This window comes from Pseudomonas sp. GD04015, from assembly GCF_029837675.1.
Taxonomy (GTDB): Bacteria; Pseudomonadota; Gammaproteobacteria; order Pseudomonadales; family Pseudomonadaceae; genus Aquipseudomonas; species Aquipseudomonas paralcaligenes.
On the sequence record NZ_JAOEEE010000009.1, the window covers coordinates 68,012 to 88,254 of the forward strand.

Here is a 20,243-nt window from a genome sequence, read left to right on the forward strand (position 1 = left end):
AGGACACTTTAAGGTCAAGAGCGTTTCTGGAATCGCCGTCGGCTGCTTCGGGTCATGAAAGCCGGACCGGTATGTCTCGAAGGGGCGATCAAGCCTCTGCCGCAGCGGACCAAACTGAGACCCATTCGTCGTTTACGGCAAGCCGAATTGTTGCGGCTGGTCCGTTCGGGTGAAATCCGCGAACTTGGATATGGCTCTAGCGGGATGCGACGGCCAGTTGTAGCTTGCAGGGAGGCGGGCAGATGAATCGAGTCCTCAATGTCACCACGGTATTCGGTGACGATGCGCTGCGCTTTTCGACCCTGAACGGCCACGAGGAAATCTCCCGGCTGTTCGACATGACGCTGGTCATGAAGAGCGAGCAGAAGGGCCTGGACCCCCAGGCCATCCTGGGCACCCCGGTGACGGTGGAGATCGAGCTGGCCGGCGGTGCGCGGCGCCACATCAACGGCCAGTGCGAGCAATTCGCCCTGGTCGGCAAGGAAGGCCGCCACTACCTCTACCAGGCCCGGCTCAAGCCCTGGCTGTGGTACGGCACGCGCCGCAGCGACTACCGCATCTTCCAGAACATGACCGCGCCGGACATGGTCAAGCAGGTGCTGGGCAACTACCCGTTCCCGACCCGCTTCATGCTCACCCGCAGCTATCGCGTGTGGGAATACTGCGTGCAGTACCGCGAGAGCGACACCCAGTTCGTGATGCGCATGCTGGAGAACGAAGGCATCTGGTTCTGGTTCGAGCACAGCGCCGGCGAGCACGTGATGGTCATCACCGACGACATCGGGCTGTGCAACCCGTATCCCGGCTACGCCAGCATTCCCTACTTCGACCCGGACGTGACCTACCCGGACGAGGACCACATCGACACCTGGTCCTCCGGTGGTTCGGTCAAGCCGGGGCAGTACATGTCCCACGACTACAACTTCACCATGCCGCGCTCGGACCTGGCGGTGCGCCGCGACCAGTCGCCCGGGCATGCCCACGGCAGCTACGAGATCTTCGACTACCCGGGTGGCTACACCAACCTGGGTGAGGGTGAGGCCTACGCCCGGGTGCGGGTCGAGGAACTGCAGAGCGCACACCTGCGCGGCCAGGCGACGGGGAGGGCGCGGGGACTGGCGCCGGGCTACCTGTTCACCCTGGAGCGCCACCCCAGCGCGAGCCAGAACCGGGAATACCTGGTGGTGGCGGCGCACTACCAGTTCAGCGACAACGACTACGAGGCGGCCAGCGGTTCGAGCAGCCACGTGCTGCGCATCCGGGTCGAGACGCACCCGTCGGACCAGCCGTTCCGCGCCCAGCGGCTGACACCCCGGCCGCAGACCATGGGTCCGGACACGGCGACAGTGACGGGGCCGAAGGGCCAGGAGATCTACACCGACGAATACGGCCGGGTGAAAGTGTCGTTCCCGTGGAACCGCTACTGCAGCAAGGACGAGAACAGCTCTTGCTGGATACGCGTGTCGCACCCGTGGGCGGGCTCGAGCTTCGGTGGCATCCACCTGCCGCGGATCGGCCAGGAAGTGCTGGTCGACTACCTGAACGGCGACCCGGACCGACCGGTGATCACCAGCCGGCTGTACAACGCCTTCCAGATGCCGCCGTGGCAACTGCCGGCCAACGCCACCCAGTCGGGCATCCTGACCCGTTCGAGCCTGGGCGGGGGCTACGAGAACGCCAACGCACTGCGCTTCGAGGACCGCAAGGGCGAGGAACAGCTGTGGATCCATGCCGAGAAGAACCAGGACATCGAAGTCGAGAACGACGAGACGCACTGGGTAGGCAACGACCGCAGCAAGACCATCGACCGCGACGAGACCAGCCACATCAAGCGCGACCGTACGGAGACGGTGGACCGTGACGAGACGATCACGGTGCACGGCAACCGCAAGGAAGAAGTGGACGGCAACGAGACCATCGACATCCACCAGAACCGGACGGAGACGGTGGATGGCAACGAGAAGGTGACGATCCACAAGAACCGCACGAAGAAGGTGGACAAGAACGAGAGCGATCGTATCGGCAAGAACTGGTCGACGAGAGTCGGCAAGAACAAGACCGAGACCATCGGCATGGCCTACCTGCAGAACGTCGGGCTGGGGCGCATGGAGAACGTCGGGCTGGGGTACAGCCTGAACGTGGGCATGATGATGAACACCCTGGTCGGGATGAGCGAGAGCAGCCGGATCGGCAAGGACAAGAGCACCAGCGTCGGCAAGCAGTACAGCGTGAAAGTGGGGGGCGGCTCGTCCGGCATTGCCGGCATGGCGGCAATGCCCATGAACATCGTCGCCCCCTCATCGCCGGCAGCCGCTCAGGGCGGTTCCAGCCTCACCATGAATGGCGACAGCATCACCTTGCAGGTGGGGCCTTCCAAGGTGGTGATCACCGCCAAGGGCATCTTCGTCGATGGCCCGGAGCTTCACTTCAAGGCGGCCAAGACCTTCAATGCCGATGCGCCGGACGACATCCACCTCAACAGCGGAACGGCCAGCAGTGCGCCGGACATGGTCGAGGCGGAGAGCAGCCCGCTCGACAGCATCATGAAGCCCGGGAGCTGCTTCTGATGGTCGACAACCAGAGCGGCTTTCCGCACTTGTTGTTCGAGAAGAGAGGTTACCGCGGCAAGCCATTCGATGTGCTGGTGATCCGTGGCACCTTCGATTTCTCCAGCAACGGCAATCCCATGCCCAGGGCGGCCAGGCAGAAGCCGATCCAGTACGGTGACAGCTTGATCGGCCCGGCTGCGCACGACCCCATCCGGGCCTTGCTCAAGACCGACGGCGACCTGCTGCTGGGCAAACCGGCAACCGACATCCACATGACCGGCCAGGCCTGTTGCGAGGAGGGGAAGACCCTGCGGGACTGGGTCATGGGCTTGCGGATCGGGCGGACCGAGAAATTCCTGCACCTGCTCGGGCCCCGGCGCTTCGAAAAAACACCGCTTGGCTGGCGGTCGAGCACCTCCGAACGCACCGACCGTGTTGCCCTCGACTACCGCCAGGCTTTCGGCGGCGTCTTCTCGGTCAAGGATGCGAATGACCGCTGGCAGCATCTCTACAAGCCGGACAATCCGGTCGGCTGTGGCTGGCTGCCCGATGATACGGACCTGGAGCGCTTGGAAAAGACCGAGCGCCGAGCGATGGAGAAGCAGATCGGCCACATACGATCCCTGCCCGCGCCTCAGATCGGAGATGCTCAGAAGCCCATTGCCAGTCCGTACAGCCGCCATCCGGTAGAGGGCACCGGCCCTATCGCACGCTGGTGGGAGCCCCGCCTGGCCTTGGCGGGCACCCTCGACGCCGACTGGCGGGCGCAGCAGCATCCCGCGATACCCGACGACTTCGACATGCGCTTCTACCAGAGCGCCCATCCCGACCTGATCTATCCCGGCTACCTCGAAGGCGACGAAGAACTCGCGCTTCTGGGCTGCCTGGCCGAAGGGCGGACCCACATGCGCCTGCCGGCGCTCGGTATCCTGCTGGCCGTGGCCAAGCGCGATGGCCCCATCACGCTGACCTGGCCGAGGCTGGACACCCTGGCGCTCGACCTCGATAAGCGCCGGGCCAGCCTGACTTGGCGCTTGCCATTCGGGCGGGACAACCCGGTCCGGCGCATCGGTATCGCGGCCATCGGCATGGATGCCTGGCGGCGCACGATAGGGCAGGAGGCCCCACATGTCTGACTCATCCTCAACCGGCGGCTCGGGGGTCGTCGAGCTAGGACCTCTTTACATCACCGACTACGAGCTTCCTGAGGGAGAACCCACACCTTTGGCTCCGGTCGGTCCGGAAAAACACGTCGCCGAGGAAACCACGGAGTGGCTGGCCGTGTGCAGCTACCCCGACAGCTGCATGGTCGGCGACAAGGTGGTGCCGTTCGACAGCTGCGCCTTGCTCGACCAGCAAGTTCTGGCCTCACCGGATGTGAAGGCACGTGGCAACTGCGTATACCGCCAGGGCGATATGTTCAAGGGCGTGCTGGGCGATGCCGGCGCCCATGTGGTCAGCGAGACCTCCCTGGGGGACGGCCACGTGCTGATCCTCGAAGGACACAACAAGGTCAAGGTCAACAACATCCCGGTGGCCTGCCATGACGGCCCGTGCATGATCAACACCAATGCCATGGGCATGGGGGGCACGCCGGGTCGGTTACTCACCGAGATCAGCATTCCCGGTACATCGTCCGTACCGACGGGGCCGAGCAGCAGTGCGCGGCTGGAGCAGCTGAAAGGGCTGCAGGAGAAGCTGGGGCGCGGCCAGTTCGATCTCGACAAGCTGGACGAATACGTCCAGTTCGGTGAGCTGAACGACATCATCGATGGCATCCAGGGCACCGAGGGAACCTGGACGGACTACCTGGCCCAGGGCACGCGGGGCGTGCTCAAGTTCGGTACGGGCATTGGCGAAGGTGCCTACGAGCTGGTCAAGCTGGGCGGGAAACTGATACAGCGCAGTCCTCTGCAGAACTTCGTCGATGGCGCGGTCCTGGCGGAGAACATGCGCCTGGGCAATGTCACGGCAGGCAGTATCGGCAGCCAGGCGCTGGAAACGGGCAAGGCGATCATCGTGCCGCCGGAGGCCCAGGAGGCCTGGCAGAAAGGCGCCACGACCGAAGCCGCGGTGCATACCGTGCTCAATGTCGGCACATTGGTGGGCGGTCTGGCGAAGAGTGCTGGTGGTCTGCTGCGCAGAACGCCGAAGGTGGAGCCCATTCCCCCGAAGGTGCCGGAGCCGCCACCACCGGCTGCCATGCCAGAGCCTACTCCGCCGCCGCGCGTACCCGAACAGCCATCGTCGTCCCTGGGGGTGAAGGTCAAGCAGGAGGCGCCAGCCAACAAGGCCAACGGCAAGTCCGATGGACCATGCCCTACCTGTATCCCTCTCCAGGTGGGACCGCCCGTTTACGTGCTGACAGGCGCCAAGGTGCTCAACGGCGCGAGCGATCTCGACTTCGTGCTTGAAGCACCTCTGCCTCTGGTCTGGCAGCGCTCCTACCTGTCCAGCAATGCTCATGTCGGTTGGTTGGGACAGGGATGGAGCCTGCCTATCGACTTTCGTCTGGAGGTTCAGGAAGAGCGTATCGACTTCGTCGACATGTACGGGCGCCGCACCCACTTTCCGACGCTGGCGGTGGGCGAGCACTTCTTCTCCAAATACGAACATTCCACCCTGCAACGCAACCAGCGCAACCAGTACGAAGTGGTTGAGCCGGATGGTTTGCGCCTGATCTTCGGCCTGGGTCCGCTCGATCGAGCCCGTCATGAGGTCGAGGAGGACGTACACGGAAACCTGCCGCCGCAGGCCCAGACCCTTTACCTGCTGGGGATGATCGACCCCAACCATAACCATCTGCGACTGCATTACAGCGACGATGGGCTGCCACGCCACATCGATACCAGCAGTGGCCGGCGGGTGGGCTTCATCTTCGACCGTACCCACACCGAGCCACGCCTGACCCATGTGGTGGAGCTGCTTGGCGAACCCGACGGAAGAGGCCATTACTCGCGCGAGCAGCAGCAGTGGCTGGTCGAGTATCGCTACAGCGCCGAAGGCGATCTGATCGAGGTCCGCGATGGTGACGGCCAGCTTGGTCGTACCTTCGCCTGGCGCAACCACATGATGATCGAGCACACCGAGCCGGGCGGCCTGGTCGCGCGATACCAGTGGGACCAGTTCGACCCCAAGGGCCGAGTATTGCGCAGTTCCACGGCACAGGGGCAGTCCTGGACCTTCGACTACGATGAGGTCGCCGGCTGTACCCGTGTCACCGACGCCAGCGGAAGAGAAGAGCGCTTCTTGTACGACAAGGACAAGAAGCTGATCGGCCTGGTCGACGCAGCGGGTGGCAAAACACATTACGAGCGTGATGCCTATGGCAACCTGATCGCACTTATCGACCCGGCCGGCAGGGTCACTCGTCGCCAGTATGACGATCGCGGCAATCTGCTCGGCATCACCCAGCCCGACGGCGCACGCTACCAACTGCGTTGGCACGAGCGCTGGCGCAAACCGGTGGCCGTCAGCGACCCCTTGGGGCGCACCACCCATTATCGTTACGACGAGCGCGGCAACCTGATCGCCGTGACCGAGCCCAACGGCGCGGTTACCGAATACGAGTTGGACGGGCGTGGCCTGCCCACGACCATCCTCGATGCGCGTGGCGGCCGCAAGCACCTGGAGCACGATGCGCAGGGCCTTCTGCTGGCCTACACCGACTGCTCCGGCAACCGCACCCAATACAGCTACGACGCCCAAGGCCGTCTGGCCAGTGTGACCGACGCCCTAGGCCACAACACCCAGTACGGCTATGCGCGCATCAACCGCCGCGACCGGCTGAACAGCATCCGCCATGCCGACGGGGCCATCGAACGCTTCGCCTACGACCCGCTGGGCCGCCTCATCGCCCACCATGACCCGCTGGGGCGGGTGACGCGCTATCAGCTGGATACCGAAGGCCGGCCGCTGCAGCGCATCGATGCCCTCGGCCACAGCCTCCGCTATGAATACGATGTGCATGGCCGGCTGGTCCGTCTGCACAACGAGAACAATGCGATCTACCGCTTCGCCTGGGATGCTCTGGACCGACTGGTGGCCGAGCAGGGTTTCGACGGGCGACGCATCGACTATCGCTACGATGCCACCGGGCAACTGCTGGAAAGTGTCGATGGCGTGCCGGCGAGCAGTGCTCATCTCGGCAGAAGCACGGGGGCGCTGCTACGCACCCGCTACCAGCGCGACGCCATGGGCCGCCTGCTGGACAAGTTCAGCTACAAGCCGGGGACCGATGGCAAACCTCAGCTGGCTCACAGCCGCTACCACTACGATGCAGCCGGGCAACTGGTCCGTGCCCGCAATCGCCAGGCCCGGGTGGAGCTGTTCTACAACCAGGCCGGCCAACTGGCCCGTGAGGTGCTCTACAGCCGGGGCGGGCAACGCAGCGAGCTGAGCCATGCCTATGACCTGCTGAGCAACCGGGAAACCACCACACTTCCCGATGGCCGCCAGCTCAACACCCTGACCTACGGCAGCGGTCACGTACACCAGATCAACCTCGACTTCGAGGTGATCTGCGACTTCGAGCGCGACGCCCTGCACCGCGAAACGGGCCGTACCCAGGGCGCCTTGTATACGCACTTCGAACTCGACCCGTTGGGCCGCCTGCTACGCAGCCAGGCCAGTCTGCAGCGGCAGGCCGCCAATCCACAGGTTGGCCCAGGGCTCGATACAAGCGAGCCGAGCCAGGGCCAGCACATCGCCCGCCGCTACCAGTACGACCTGGCCGGGCAGCTGCTGGGCATCGACGACCGCCGCAACGGCTCGACCCGCTACGGCTACGACGCTCTGGGGCGCCTGCTCAGCGCCCAGGCGCCCCAGGCCAGCGAAGTGTTTGCCTTCGACCCGGCCCACAACCTGATGCAGCCCGAGGAAGCCCAGCGGCAAGAGACACGACTCAAGCAGACCACTTGGAGCGAGGAGGAGTGGTCGGCCTATGTCAAAGCCAACCTGGACAATCCCGACTTCAATCCGCTGCTTACACCGGCAGAGGCCCAGGCCGATCCCAGCACCTGGGGCGAAAACAAACCCAACCGCTTGCGGGTGTGGGAAGAACATCGCTACGCCTACGACGCCTGGGGTAACTGCATCGAGAAGAAGTCCGGTCCGCATACCGAGCGACAGTTCCAGTGGGATGCCGAGCACCAGTTGAGCCGGGTCAGCGTTACCCGCCGACAGGGGCGCTTCATCCATACCGAGCACTGGGGCTACGACTACGACCCGTTCGGACGACGCATCGCCAAATACCGACTCGATCCACACAACGAAAAGCGCAGTCGTCCCTGGTTGGACGAGGAAACCACCCACTACGGCTGGGACGGCAACCGCCTTCTGCTGGAGCGGCAGGGCGACAGGCAGCAGCTCTACATCTATCAGCCGCGTAGTTTTGTTCCACTGGCGACGGTGTGCACCGCCGGCCCGGTGGATGAATCACAACGCCTGCTGCCGGAATACCGGACACTCAAGGAGCAACATCCGGAAGAATGGCAAGCGGCCATGGCGAGGTTGCCTCGAAAGATTGCCGCAACGATCCGGCAGTTGGAACAGCCGAAAAGCCCCAACAAGAATTCGGTAGAAGTCCTCTACTACCACACTGACCATCTCGGTACGCCGAGGGAGTTGACGGACCGCGACGGCTGTATCGTCTGGGCTGCCACTTACAAGGCATGGGGCAACACGGCGAAGATCGAGAGGCCCAGAGGGCTGATCACCGGTACCCAAGGCAACGTCCAGATCCAACGCTGGGAGGAACAGGAAAACCCTGTAGAGCAGAACCTGAGATTCCAGGGGCAGTATTTCGATCAGGAGACGGGACTGCACTACAATCGGTTTAGGTATTACGATCCGGACTGTGGGCGATTCGTGAGTCAGGATCCGATTGGGCTGCTAGGTGGTTTAAATAACTATCAGTACGCGCCCAATCCGGTAGGATGGATTGATCCGCTAGGGCTATGTAGATGTCCAGGAGATGGGGCAAAAGCAACTGGTGCCGTTGGTAATGCCGAGAGAGGAGTTCTGGGAGAGGCCAATTTTGCTCAGAACAGAATTAAGTCTGACCGTTCCTTTAGCTTGGACGGGCAAAAGATATATTCAGAGTTGGCTGGTAGGCCGATTAAGACGGTTGATGATCTGGCTGACGCTTTAAAGGCCGGTTCCATTAAGCCGAGCCAGCTTCCCGTTGACTATGTCGATATGAATGGAACTCGCCTAATTTTGAATACGCGAACCTCAACAGCACTGGAACAGGCCGGGATTCCGCGTAGCCAGTGGTTTGGGCGAAATCAGACGGGTGTTGAGGCTTATCCGGGCAAGACATTCAATGACTTAGCAGCTGATCAGTTGAAGAATAATAAGCTTCCACTGACAGGGGCAGAGCAGCTTAAGTCGGTGCGTCCATGAAGATTGGTCAGCCAAAGTTAATCTTGAATCCGTATGAGTGGTTGCCAGGGTATGGTGAGTCAAAAGTATCATTCCGCTCTGTAGGGGCGGATGTGATACTTGATGTCGAATACGAGAGAGATGCTTCGGATATTGATGGAGTTGACGTTGTACTTGGCTTAAGGAGAGAGATTGTTTTTAAGTTTGTGCGTGATTTTGTGCGAACTCCTTTTCCAGGAAGTACCTTTTTTGAGTTCGAAGGTGACTCAAGTAAATTTGGGCTGGGTGAGTTGACAGAATTTGTAGACTCAGAATTTGTTAGGAGTAGCTTGGAGTCCTCGCATTCTGTGTCAAGTGGCGAGCTATCAGGAATAAGGCATTTTAGTATTCAGTTTCTATCTGAAAATGTTGCGTTTCATGTGTTGGCCGAAGACGTAATTTTATCGGGAGAGCAGTTAATTAGCTGATCTTTCTTTACGAAAGCGGCTGGCACATTGTTTGTTAACCAGACTCCATTCTCTGCATGAAAGAATTTGAAGCCCTGTTGGTGCATCAGTAGGGCTTCGATTATTAGCACCACAGGCTTTCCATAGCGCTGCCCTACAGCAATAGCCGTTGGTATATCTTGCGACAGATGCACATGGTGGCGAGAGCCTGCGATCAATCCTTGTTGCCTGATCGATTCCAGGAAGCGTGTGGCGGTGCCATGGTAGAGAAACTCTGGCGGTTCTTTCTCTACATGCTGAATGCTCACGTTGGTAGTCGAGTGGCCCTGCACGGCGCGAATGCGCAGACCATCATCCGAGATACTGAAGCGCTTTTTATCGCTGCTACTGACGACTGCTTGAATGAGTGCAATATCTAAAGTTCGTCCGTCCTTAGCCGCACCGGCTATCAAGGATTCGATATCTGCCCAGCCCTCGCTGTCTAGCTGCAATCCGATAGCGTGTGGCTCATGCCTAAGAATATAGCTAAGAAATTTGCTGGTTTCGTTGAGTCGTTTAGTAGTCATGACTGTCCTGTGTATTCGCAAGATAGACTTCACTTGAATATAAAAGTAGCCCCGGCATTGCTGGGGCTACTTGTTTCACTCCGCCGTAATCATCAAACAACCCTGCATGACGCGAATCCGTATCTTCTCGTTGACCTGGAATCGGGCCTGTTGCAGCCAGAGGCCGCGCAGCTTGATGCCGGGGACCATCCGGTGCTCTATCGCACGGTGGTCATCCACGGTATTTGAAGAGAGGGGCGGGCTACTGCTGGTTGCCGGTGTTGCTAGGCCCTGTACGAAAAGTCGGTGGGGGTAGAGTCGCTGCCATGACTGGCTCGAAGCTCGCATGGCAAGGCGCTACAAACTCACCGGTTCGGCGTGGGAGCTGATTGCCGATCTGGTTTCCCCCGGACAGAAGATGGAGCGACCTCGCAGTGATGACCGGCTTGATGCAGTCCCGCAGGAATGCCTTGAGTGAGCATACGTTCTCGCCCATGGACGCAGGCAGGTGCGATGAGAGACGCGTAACCTACTGCTTCCAGAAAGATCTACTAATGCTCTCAAAAGCTAAAGCAGTATTCCGCCCAGTCAGCCATCAATGCTCTTCGCTTTTCTAGAAAGTCTGAGCGCGAATAGGCCGCTTCTGTCTGGCTGCGCTCATCGTGGGCGAGGGCAAGTTCACATACTTCTCTAGGATAGTGGGTGCACTCATTTGCCCAGTCTCTGAATGTGGAGCGAAAGCCATGTGCGGTTATATCCGAATAGCCACGCGTATGGAGCACGTTGCGTATGGCGTTAGCATGCATAACGCCGCTTCTACCCTGCCCGGGAAAGAGATACAACGAGCCGGTTCGAGCCAAGCCTTTCAGCATTTCGGTTGTGTGAGCTGATAGGGGAACAGCGAACGGCTTCCGCATCTTCATGCGGGATGCTGCGAGGGACCACACACCCGTTTCAAGGTCAAACTCGGACCATTGAGCGAGTCGCACCATATGCGTTCTGGCTCCCGTAAGGATCAGGAGGCGGGCCGCCAGTGCGTCTCGACTGGAGTCCTGAGCGAGTTCGTCCATCAGCTTCGGCAGTTTGCGCCAGTGTATCGCAGGGAAATGCTGGCTTTGCCGGGCCTTTTTCTTTTCTGCCTTGCTGAGAAGATTATCCAAGTGACCACGCCACCGAGCGGGATTGTCTCCCTGCCGTAGGCGAAGCGTTTTGGCCGCATCCAGTATCTGTTCGATCTGGCCGCGTATCTCATCAGCGGTTCGGGTTTTTGTCCCCCATATTGGACGTAGTACAGCGAGTACATCCTCGGTTTGGATCGCGTCTGCAGATAGCTTGCCAATGAGGGGAAAAGCATACCGATCAAGCTTGCTCAGCCAACCTTTGCGCCATTTCTCAGACCAGCCTGTCCCGTGCGTTTTTTGGTACTGGCGCGCAAGGTCCTCGAATGTAGTGAGACGTGCTGCGGCCTGACGCTCCGCTTCGCGTTTTGCTTCTCTTTCAGCATCGCGTGTGGCTAGAGGGTCGGCACCTGTAGCGAGAGTCTTGCGCTGATCAGCGGCTAGTTGCCGAGCCTGCCCAAGCGTTACGGCTGGAAAAGGGCCAAGGCCCATTTCACGACTTCGACCATCCAGCTTGTAGCGAAAGATCCAGCTCAGACCTCCACTTTTTGAGATCTGAAAATAAAGCCCATCGCCGTCATTGGTCTTTCCTGGAGAGCCGGCTTTAGCCAGCGACTCCACTGTCTTGCTCGTCAGCTTGCCCATGGTTCCTCCATCCGAACCACACCCATGGACCCACACTCTGACCCACACCTTGGTGCGGGATTCTGCTGGTTGGTCGTGGATGCTTGTGGATGGATGATAGGCTGGAGGCGCCTATTTATCTAGGTCTCGTAGATGTTTTGGGATTTCTTGAGAAATAAAAAAGGCCGACTTGTGGCCGGCCTTTCAGGGGGTGGTATTGGCTTACTTCTGGTAAGCCGCAACCGCCTTCAGAATGGCTTCGCGAGCGGCGTCGGCATTGCCCCAGCCCTCGACCTTGACCCACTTGCCCTTCTCCAGATCCTTGTAGTTCTCGAAGAAGTGCTTGATCTGCTCCAGCAGCAGAGCCGGCAGGTCGGTGTATTCCTGTACGTCCTTGTAGAGCACGCTCAGCTTGTCGTGCGGGACGGCGACCAGCTTGGCGTCGCCGCCAGCTTCGTCGGTCATGTTCAGCACGCCGACCGGGCGGCAGCGGATGACGGAGCCCGGAGCCACCGGGTAGGGGGTCACGACCAGCACGTCCAGGGGGTCGCCGTCGTCGGCCAGGGTATTCGGGATGAAGCCGTAGTTGGCCGGATAGAACATCGGGGTGGCCATGAAGCGGTCGACGAACAGGCAGTCGGTGTCGTGATCGATTTCGTACTTGATCGGCGCGTGGTTGGCCGGGATCTCGATGGCGACGTAGATGTCGTTGGGCACGTCCTTGCCGGCCGGGACTTTGCTGTAGCTCATGGGCGACTCCCTGGGGGTGGTCCAAAAAAAGTGGGCGGATTATAGGCACATTCCGGTGGCGATACTACGCCCCCGTGTTCATCCATTGGTCGTGTCGCGGTAGTCCGGGTGGGTTTCCCGGAGCGCCCGCAGGCGGGCCAGCGGGTCCTGCCGGTAGAAGGCCGCGAGCTGGGCGTACACGGCGGGGAAGGCTTCCGTCAGCAGGTCGGGGGCGGTGAAGAAGTATTCGCTGGTCACGGCGAAGAATTCGGCCGGGTTTTCCGCGGCATAGGGGTCGATGGCGGTTTCGGCGTCGGGGTTGGCGTCGAGCGCCGCGTTCATGCCGTCGTAGGCGCTTTGCATGGCCTCGGCCCAGGCCTGGATGCGCATGTCGCGGTGCAGTGGCGGCAGGCCGTTGGCACCACCGTTGAGCATGTCCAGCTTGTGGGAAAGCTCGTGGATCACCAGGTTGTAGGCGTCCCAGCCGCCGCCGGCCTGCACGCCGGGCCAGGCGAGAATCACCGGGCCCTGCTGCCAGGCCTCGCCGCTGCGCTCGTCGTCCCATTCGTGCTCGACGCCGCTGGCGTCGCGATGGCGCTGCGGGCTGACGAAGTCGTCGGGGTACAGGACGATCTCGTGGAAGCCCTGATACCAGTCCAGTTCCGCCAGGTGCAGCAGGGGCAGTTCGGCCTGGGCGGCGAGGGTGAGGCGGTCGACTTCGTCCAGTTCGACGCCGGGCATGGCGGTCACGCGCTTGTGGTGGAGGAACAGCACGGCCCGCTGGAACAGGCGTTGTTCCTCGTCATCGCCCAGCCCGTCGAGGATGGGCAGGCGCTCCCGTACCTCCCGCCAGTGCAGGGTGGTGAACGGCGAACGGGAGAGAATGCGCTGGCGGCGCCAGGCGCGGAACGACCACATGGAATGTCTCGGTGGGGCAGGGCGGGCGAGGCCCGCCGTCGATCAGTCGCCCAGTTCCAGGATGTAGTTCTTGAACTTGGTGTCTTCGCGGAAGCCGATGGACTCGTAGACCTTCTGCGCCACTTCGTTGTCCACGCTGGTGGCCACGCGCATGCGCACGGCGTTGGTTTCCTTGGCCATCTGCTTGGCGGTCTGCAGCAGACGGTCGGCGACCAGCATGCGGCGGGCGTCCTCGGCGACGAAGATGTCGTTGAGTATCCACACGCGCTTGAGCGACAGCGACGAATAGCTGGGGAAAAGCTGGCAGTAGCCGAGCAGCTTGTCCTCGTCGTCGGCCAGCGCCAGGTAGATCACTGATTCCTTGCGCTTGAGGCGGGTCTCGAGGAATTTGCGTGAGGAGTCGGGAAATGGCAGCTCGCCATAGAACTCACGGTACTTGATGAACAGCGGGGTCAGCAGGTCCAGGTGTTCCAGGGTGGCTTGGACAATGCGCATGGCGGGCCTCGGCGTCTTGGGAGTGGGATGGCGATGCGGGTGTTGTGCCAGTGGGTCGGGTCGATGCTGCCGAAAGCGGATGGAAAGCGCAATCCAAGCAAGCGTTTGATTGCGTCCGAGACCATGGCGAACGCTTCTCGCGGCCTGCCCGGCGGCACGCCCTGTGCTACCCTGCGCCCAGTTCTGCCGGGGCTTCCCGGTTCTTTTCGAGGTCATCGATGCACATCCACATTCTCGGTATCTGCGGCACCTTCATGGGCTCCCTGGCGGTGCTGGCCAAGGAGCTGGGGCACCGGGTCACCGGTTCCGACGCCAGCGTCTACCCGCCCATGAGCACCCAGCTCGAAGCCCAGGGCATCGAGCTGATGCAGGGCTACCTGCCCGAGCACCTGCAGCCGGCCCCCGATCTGGTGGTGATCGGCAACGCCCTGTCGCGCGGCAATCCGGCGGTCGAATACGTGCTCAACCAGGGCCTGCCCTATGTCTCCGGCCCGCAGTGGCTGGCCGATCATGTGCTGCAGGGCCGCTGGGTGCTGGGCGTGGCCGGCACCCACGGCAAGACCACCACCACCAGTATGCTGGCCTGGGTGCTGGAGCATGCCGGCATGAGCCCGGGCTTTTTGATCGGCGGCGTGCCGCAGAACTTCGGCATCTCGGCACGGCTGGGCGGCACGCCGTTCTTCGTGGTCGAGGCCGACGAGTACGACAGCGCCTTCTTCGATAAGCGCAGCAAGTTCGTCCACTACCGCCCGCGCACGGCGATCCTGAACAACCTGGAATTCGACCACGCCGACATCTTCCCGGACCTGGCCGCCATCGAGCGGCAGTTCCATCACTTGGTGCGCACCGTGCCGGGCGAGGGGCTGATCATTCATCAGCAGACCGAAGAGGCCCTGGTCCGCGTGATCGAGATGGGCTGCTGGACCCCGGTACAGACCACCGGTGCGGGCGGCCAGTGGCAGGCGCGCCTGCTCAGCGAGGATGGCTCGCGCTTCGAGGTGCTGTTCGACGGCAAGGTCGAAGGCACCGTGGCGTGGGAGCTGACCGGCCAGCACAACGTGGCCAACGCCCTGGCCACCCTGGCCGCGGCCCGCCATGTCGGTGTGGTGCCGGAACTGGGCATCGCCGGCCTGTCGACCTTCAAGAGTGTCAAGCGGCGGATGGAGAAGGTCGCCGAGGTGAACGGCGTGACCGTCTACGACGACTTCGCCCACCACCCGACCGCCATCGCCACCACCCTGGACGGCTTGCGCAAGCGCGTCGGCGATGCGCCGGTGATCGCGGTGATCGAGCCACGTTCCAACTCCATGAAGCTCGGTGCCCACCGCGACGGCCTGCCGGAGTCCGTGGCGCAGGCCGACCGGGTGTTCTGGTACGCGCCGCCGAACCTGGGCTGGGACCTGGCGGCCACCGTGGCCGGCTCCAGGGTGCCGACCCGGGTCTGCGAGTCGCTGGAGGCCATCATCGAAGGGGTGAAAGCCGTGGCCGTGCCCGGCACCCAGGTGGTGATCATGAGCAACGGCGGTTTCGGCGGTCTGCACGGCAAGCTGGCGCAAGCGCTGGCTGAATAGAGAGTCGTCTCCCTCTCCCGCCGGGAGAGGGTTGGGGCGGCCCGCGTAGGGTGAGGGTGTCGTGGGCAGCTCGGCGTTGCCTGGAAGGCCCTCACCCCTGGCCCCTCTCCCAAGGGGAGAGGGGGAACAAACACTCCGAGGAATTTCCCATGAGCGGCCCTGAACGCGTCACCCTGGCCATGACCGGCGCTTCCGGCGCCCAGTACGGCCTGCGCCTGCTCGACTGCCTGGTGCAGGAGGACCGCGAGGTGCATTTCCTGATCTCCAAGGCGGCGCAACTGGTGATGGCCACCGAGACCGACGTGACCCTGCCGGCCAAGCCCCAGGCCATGCAGCAGTTCCTCAGCGAGTACACCGGCGCGGCGCCGGGGCAGATCCGCGTGTATGGCAAGGAGGACTGGATGGCGCCGCCGGCCTCCGGCTCCGGCGCGCCGAGCGCCATGGTGGTGGTGCCCTGCAGCACCGGCACCCTGTCGGCCATCGCCACCGGCGCCTGCAACAACCTGATCGAGCGCGCCGCCGACGTGGTGCTCAAGGAGCGCCGCCAGCTGATCCTGGTGCCGCGCGAGGCGCCGTACTCCAGCATCCACCTGGAGAACATGCTCAGGCTGTCCAACCTGGGTGTGACCATCCTGCCGGCGTCGCCCGGCTTCTATCATCAGCCGCAGACCCTGGACGACCTGATCGATTTCGTTGTGGCGCGCATCCTCAACTGCCTGGGCATTCCCCAGGACATGCTGCCGCGCTGGGGCGAGCATCACCTGATCAGCGGCGACGACTGAGCATGAAAGCTTCCTTATATGGCTGCCTGCTGGTCTGGGCGCTGCTGCCCGGCTGCGCCAGTGTGCGGACTTTGGATGCGGCCAAGTCCGGCGCGCCGATCATCTACTCCGGCACGCGCCTGGACTGGTACACGCTGCAAGGCGGTTGTTGCCCGGTGGACCGCTTCGGCGCCGAAGCGCCCCGTTACGCCGCCCTCGACCTGCCGTTCGCCGCGTTGCTGGAGACCCTGTTGCTGCCGTTCTCCGTGGCCGCCGAGCTGGGTGTGGGGCTGGGCGTCAGCGGCGGCAACTGAATCAGGCGGCGCTCAGTCGAGCGCCTGGCAGACGTCCACCCACTCGCCGTCGACCAGTTCGGCCATCTGCCGTGGGCAGATGCGCACGGCGCTGTGCAGGGCGCCGGCGGCTGGCAGCACCTCGTCGAAGGCCTGCAGCGACAGGTCGCAGTAGACCGGCAGGTCGGTGGCCAGGCCGAAGGGGCAGACGCCGCCGACCGGGTGACTGGTCAGCGCCTCGACTGTCTGCGCATCGAGCATCTTGGCCTTGGCGCCGAAGGCTTCCTTGAGTTTGCGGTTGTCCAGCCGCGCATCACCGCGGGCGACCACCAGCACGTTGCGTTCGCCGACGCGGAAGGCCAGGGTCTTGGCGATGCGCCCCGGCTCCACGCCGTGGGCCTCGGCGGCGAGGGCCACGGTGGCGGTGCTGGTCTCGAGTTCGATGATATCGATGTGGGGCGCCTTCTCGGCGAAGAAGCGGCGGACCGACTCCAGGCTCATGCGGGTTTTCCTTCCGGCAAAAGCACCATGCTTGTCGTTCGCACCGGGTCAGTCAACCCGCAGGCGGTCACTCGGCCCAGCCGCGCCAGACCCAGGTCATCGGCCGTGGGCCCTGCAGGTAGCTGCTCTGCACTTCCCGGATGCGGAAGCCGCCGGCGGCGAGCAGGGCGGGGATGTCGCGGTTGAGGTGGCAGCCGCCGGCCAGCGGTTTCCACAGCGGTGTGATGCGGTCCTGCCAGAGGCGCACGCCGGCGTCCGGGGCGCGGCCGTGCTCGCTGAACAGGAACTTGCCGCCGGGCTTCAGCACCCGGCGCATTTCCTTCAGCGCGGCCAGCGGGTCGGGGATGGTGCACAGGGTGAAGGTGCAGACGATGCTGTCGAAACTGGCCTCGGTGGCCTGGATCTGCCCCAGCTCCAGGGCGACCATCTCCAGTGGGATGCCGATGCCCTCGGCGCGCTGGCGGGCCAGGGGCTGCATCTGCGCGGCCGGGTCGACGCCGACGATGGCGCTGACCTTGCCTGCATCGTAGAAGCCCAGGTTGAGGCCGGTGCCGATGCCGATCTCCAGCACCCGCCCCTCGGCGAGCGGCACCACCTGGGAACGGGTCTTCATCACCTGGCCCATGCCGCAGGCGAAGTCGATCAGGCGCGGCAATATCTTCTCGTCGTAGAACTTCATCAGCGGCCCAGCCGGCGCAGCTCGTCGGACTCCACCACCCGCACGCCCTCGCCTTCCTCCAGGGCCAGGCGCCACAGCGCGCGGGCCAGCACGGCGGCCTCGATACCGCGGTACTTGCCGGGAATCCAGCGCAGCAGCGGTGCGGCCAGGCGCTCGCCGAGGCGGAACTCGCGGCGCGGGCCGAGCAGCAGGGAGGGGCGGGCGATGGTCAGCTGCGGCCAGTCCATCGCCCTGAGCGCTGCCTCCGTCTCGCCCTTGACCCGGTTGTAGAACACCGACGAGCCCGGGTTGGCGCCCATCGCGCTGATCACCAGGAAATGGCGCGCGCCCAGCTCGTGGGCGCGGCGGGCGAAGGCCAGTACCAGGTCGTGGTCCACCGCGCGAAAGGCGTCCTGGGAGCCGGCCTGCCTGATGGTGGTGCCCAGGCAGCAGAAGGCCGAGTCGATCGGGCCTTGGAGGCTCGGCAACAGCTCGGCCAGCGCGCCCACCGGGTTGTCCAGGTGCGGGTGCTCGGCCAGCGGAGCGCGACTGGGCGCCAGCACGCGGCTGATCGTCGGCTCGCTGAGCAGGCGGTCGAGCAGGTGTTCGCCGGTAAGGCCGGTGGCGCCTGCGAGCAGGATGCGCTGTGGGGTCAGGTACATGCATGGTCTCCGCTGATACGGCTCATCCTAGCAGGCTGTTGAAAAACTACCTGCGTTGCCATCGCTGCGTTAAAAACAGGCCGGGACGCGGGGTCTCAAAATGCTCATTTACAGCTCGTAAATTGCGCTTTTTCGCCTGTTTTTGCCTTGCGCTGGCTGCCTCGCCTACGTTTTTCAACGGCCTGCTGGGCGAAGTGGCGGAAGTGGCTCGCCGTTCAAGGTGCCTTCGCCGCGGCCGTGAGCGCCTGTTGCGCCTGCTGCTGGCGCAGCCGCTTCCAGTGTTCGATGACCGGTCGGGGCGCCCACAACTGGGGTTCGGAGGCCTCGAATTCCTCGGCCTGCTCGCGCTCGGCGACCTTGGCCTTGGCCAGCTCGAAGGCGCGCGTCAGGTCGTCGGTCTCGTTGAAGGCTTCGGCGAACAGGGCGCGGCCGAAGTAGGTGAAGTCGTTCTCCTCGGAGCAGCCGAAGGACACCCGGTCGGCGCGCGCGGCGGTCATCACCAGGGTCTTGTCGTCCTTCAGCGGCGGGATGAAGCCGCCGGAATAGCAGGCCGAGATCACCACCACCTTGTGCCGGTCCTTGAGCGGTTCGAGCAGGGCGGTCAGTTCCGCGGCCGGCAGGTCGGCCAGTTGCAGGCGCGGCTGGTCGATGCTCAGTGCGTGGTCGCGCGAGCCGTGGCTGGTCAGGTAGAGGAAGATCAGGTCTTCGGGGCCGCTGCGTTGGGCCAGTGCCTGCACGGCGCGGGTCAGGCTCTCGCGGGTGGCCAGCGGGCGGTCGGCCAGGTGGTCGCGGTGGTTGGTCAGGGTGACGTTGCCGCGCGCGCCGAAGCGTTCGCGCAGCAGCTTGCTGACGTAGTCCGCCTCGCGCAGGAACACGCTCTGCTTGCCGTCGCCGGCCAGGGTCAGGCTGTACAGCTCGACCGCAGGGGTGGAGGCAGGCAGGGCGTCCAGCGCCTGTTGCAGCAGCTGGCCCTGTTGCAGGAGGCCGAGTTCGAGCGGGTCGGGGCTCGCCGAGCCGTCCTCCTGGCGCAGCAGCCGGCCATCGTTCCAGGTGCCCTGAAGACGGCTGCCGTCGAGCGCGACGAGGGTGCCTTCGCCGCCATACTCGCCGTTGACGAAGCGCCCCTCGTAGACGCTGCCGTCGGCCAGGCTCAGCCGGCCCTGGCCATGGAAGCGCCAGTAGCGGAACTCGCCTTCGTAGTGACGGCCGTCGGCGCCGCGGAATTCGCCCTTGCCGTTCAGCGCGCCGTTCTCGAAGCGGCCGCTCCAGACTTCGCCGTCGCCGTTCTGGTAGCGGCCCTTGCCGTGGAACAGGTCATTGCGGAAGTGGCCGGTGTAGCGCTTCTCGTCTTCGCCCTGGTAGCTGCCTTCCCCTTCCAGCAGGCCTTTCTTGAAGGTGCCGCTGTACTGGCCTTCCGACGTGCTGCGCACGCCCTCGCCTTCCGCCTCGCCGCGCACGAAGCGCCCCTGGTGGCTGCCATCCGGCCACTCCAGGGTGCCGAGGCCGTGGTAGCGGTCGTCGCGGAACTCGCCCCGGTAGCTCATGGCACCTTGTTGCAGGTGGCCCTCGCCGTGCAGGCGACCCTGCTTGAAGCCGCCCTGGTAGCGGCTGCCGTCGCCGTAGACCAGTTCGCCCTGGCCCTCGAACAGGCCGAGGTGGAAGCCACCCTTGTAGCTCTCGCCGCTGGCGCCGTGCCACTCGCCGGGGCCTTCGAACAGCCCGTCCTTGAAGCGGCCGGTGTAGTAGACGCCGTTGGCGTAGTCGAGGCGGCCTTCGCCCTGCAGCAGCCCGTCCACCACCTCGCCGCGATAGCGGGCGCCGTCCGGCAGCACGGCGTCCGGCGGCAGTAGCGGTTCGCCGTCGCCACAGGCGGCGAGCAGCAGGGCGAGGGCGAGCGGGGCTAGGCGGCGGGGCATGGCGGACATCCTGGTCGGTTCATGCCGCGAGTATGCCAGCGCCGAATGCAAACGGGGCGCCCAAGCGCCCCGT

17 protein-coding genes and 1 pseudogene are annotated in these 20,243 nt (G+C 63.6%); 9 read left to right on the forward strand and 9 right to left on the reverse strand.

What is annotated here, in order from left to right:
* Positions 1 to 242 precede the first annotated feature (242 nt).
* From tssI to N7640_RS10375, 4 genes are read left to right on the forward strand one after another with little or no spacing between them, the layout of a single operon-like run.
* Positions 243 to 2,567: a type VI secretion system tip protein TssI/VgrG gene (gene tssI, locus N7640_RS10360; RefSeq protein WP_279906193.1), complete on the forward strand. Its 2,325-nt coding sequence runs from the start codon at positions 243 to 245 to the stop codon at positions 2,565 to 2,567.
* Positions 2,567 to 3,685, forward strand: coding sequence for a DUF2169 domain-containing protein (locus N7640_RS10365; protein WP_279902806.1), 1,119 nt, complete (start codon positions 2,567 to 2,569; stop codon positions 3,683 to 3,685). The genes tssI and N7640_RS10365 overlap by 1 nt, the downstream gene beginning before the upstream one ends.
* Positions 3,678 to 8,954, forward strand: coding sequence for an RHS repeat-associated core domain-containing protein (locus N7640_RS10370; protein ID WP_279902805.1), 5,277 nt, complete (start codon positions 3,678 to 3,680; stop codon positions 8,952 to 8,954). Before N7640_RS10365 ends, N7640_RS10370 begins: the two co-directional genes overlap by 8 nt.
* Positions 8,951 to 9,400 (forward strand): hypothetical protein, encoded by a 450-nt coding sequence (locus N7640_RS10375; protein ID WP_279902804.1) that lies wholly within the window; start codon positions 8,951 to 8,953, stop codon positions 9,398 to 9,400. The genes N7640_RS10370 and N7640_RS10375 overlap by 4 nt, the downstream gene beginning before the upstream one ends.
* Here N7640_RS10375 and N7640_RS10380 read toward each other — a convergent pair.
* On the reverse strand, positions 9,349 to 9,945 hold the full coding sequence (locus tag N7640_RS10380) for an RNA 2'-phosphotransferase (protein ID WP_279902803.1): 597 nt from the start codon (positions 9,943 to 9,945) through the stop codon (positions 9,349 to 9,351). The genes N7640_RS10375 and N7640_RS10380 overlap by 52 nt on opposite strands.
* Before the next feature lie 33 nt (positions 9,946 to 9,978).
* Between N7640_RS10380 and N7640_RS10385 the strand changes: the two genes are divergently transcribed.
* Together N7640_RS10385 and N7640_RS10390 are read left to right on the forward strand one after the other, a co-directional pair.
* Positions 9,979 to 10,173 carry a hypothetical protein gene (locus tag N7640_RS10385; RefSeq protein WP_279902802.1) on the forward strand — a complete coding sequence of 65 codons (195 nt, stop codon included), beginning with the start codon at positions 9,979 to 9,981 and terminating at the stop codon, positions 10,171 to 10,173.
* Positions 10,174 to 10,270: 97 nt separating this feature from the next.
* A pseudogene (locus N7640_RS10390) lies at positions 10,271 to 10,369 on the forward strand (IS5/IS1182 family transposase); the annotation flags it as partial.
* Between the two features lie 115 nt (positions 10,370 to 10,484).
* On the opposite strand, the gene N7640_RS10395 reads toward N7640_RS10390, so the two are convergent.
* The 4 genes from N7640_RS10395 to N7640_RS10410 all read right to left on the reverse strand — a co-directional run bounded on the left by N7640_RS10395 (position 10,485) and on the right by N7640_RS10410 (position 13,808).
* A complete protein-coding gene (locus N7640_RS10395) occupies positions 10,485 to 11,687 on the reverse strand; it encodes an integrase arm-type DNA-binding domain-containing protein (RefSeq protein WP_279902801.1) in 1,203 nt (400 codons plus the stop codon).
* A 201-nt stretch (positions 11,688 to 11,888) separates the two neighbouring features.
* Positions 11,889 to 12,416, reverse strand: coding sequence for an inorganic diphosphatase (gene ppa, locus N7640_RS10400; protein WP_220811867.1), 528 nt, complete (start codon positions 12,414 to 12,416; stop codon positions 11,889 to 11,891).
* Positions 12,417 to 12,494: 78 nt separating this feature from the next.
* Positions 12,495 to 13,313: a zinc-dependent peptidase gene (locus N7640_RS10405; RefSeq protein WP_279902800.1), complete on the reverse strand. Its 819-nt coding sequence runs from the start codon at positions 13,311 to 13,313 to the stop codon at positions 12,495 to 12,497.
* A 42-nt stretch (positions 13,314 to 13,355) separates the two neighbouring features.
* Positions 13,356 to 13,808: a GNAT family N-acetyltransferase gene (locus N7640_RS10410; protein ID WP_220811871.1), complete on the reverse strand. Its 453-nt coding sequence runs from the start codon at positions 13,806 to 13,808 to the stop codon at positions 13,356 to 13,358.
* Positions 13,809 to 14,026: 218 nt separating this feature from the next.
* Here N7640_RS10410 and mpl point away from each other — a divergent pair, with 218 nt between their 5' ends.
* From mpl to N7640_RS10425, 3 genes are all read left to right on the forward strand, one after another.
* The gene (gene mpl / locus N7640_RS10415) at positions 14,027 to 15,379 is read left to right on the forward strand and encodes a UDP-N-acetylmuramate:L-alanyl-gamma-D-glutamyl-meso-diaminopimelate ligase (RefSeq protein WP_279902799.1); all 1,353 of its coding nucleotides are present in this window, start codon (positions 14,027 to 14,029) and stop codon (positions 15,377 to 15,379) included.
* 149 nt (positions 15,380 to 15,528) lie between these two features.
* On the forward strand, positions 15,529 to 16,161 hold the full coding sequence (gene ubiX / locus N7640_RS10420; protein ID WP_220811875.1) for a flavin prenyltransferase UbiX: 633 nt from the start codon (positions 15,529 to 15,531) through the stop codon (positions 16,159 to 16,161).
* A 2-nt stretch (positions 16,162 to 16,163) separates the two neighbouring features.
* On the forward strand, positions 16,164 to 16,454 hold the full coding sequence (locus N7640_RS10425; RefSeq protein ID WP_279902798.1) for a YceK/YidQ family lipoprotein: 291 nt from the start codon (positions 16,164 to 16,166) through the stop codon (positions 16,452 to 16,454).
* A gap of 12 nt (positions 16,455 to 16,466) precedes the next feature.
* On the opposite strand, the gene N7640_RS10430 is transcribed toward N7640_RS10425, so the two are convergent.
* The 4 genes from N7640_RS10430 to N7640_RS10445 form a co-directional block, all read right to left on the reverse strand.
* Positions 16,467 to 16,934 (reverse strand): YbaK/EbsC family protein, encoded by a 468-nt coding sequence (locus N7640_RS10430; RefSeq protein WP_279902796.1) that lies wholly within the window; start codon positions 16,932 to 16,934, stop codon positions 16,467 to 16,469.
* 67 nt (positions 16,935 to 17,001) lie between these two features.
* Positions 17,002 to 17,613 carry a class I SAM-dependent methyltransferase gene (locus N7640_RS10435; protein WP_279902794.1) on the reverse strand — a complete coding sequence of 204 codons (612 nt, stop codon included), beginning with the start codon at positions 17,611 to 17,613 and terminating at the stop codon, positions 17,002 to 17,004.
* Positions 17,613 to 18,254, reverse strand: coding sequence for an oxidoreductase (locus tag N7640_RS10440; RefSeq protein WP_279902793.1), 642 nt, complete (start codon positions 18,252 to 18,254; stop codon positions 17,613 to 17,615). The genes N7640_RS10435 and N7640_RS10440 overlap by 1 nt, the downstream gene beginning before the upstream one ends.
* Before the next feature lie 215 nt (positions 18,255 to 18,469).
* Positions 18,470 to 20,179: a C13 family peptidase gene (locus N7640_RS10445; protein WP_279902792.1), complete on the reverse strand. Its 1,710-nt coding sequence runs from the start codon at positions 20,177 to 20,179 to the stop codon at positions 18,470 to 18,472.
* Positions 20,180 to 20,243 lie beyond the last annotated feature (64 nt).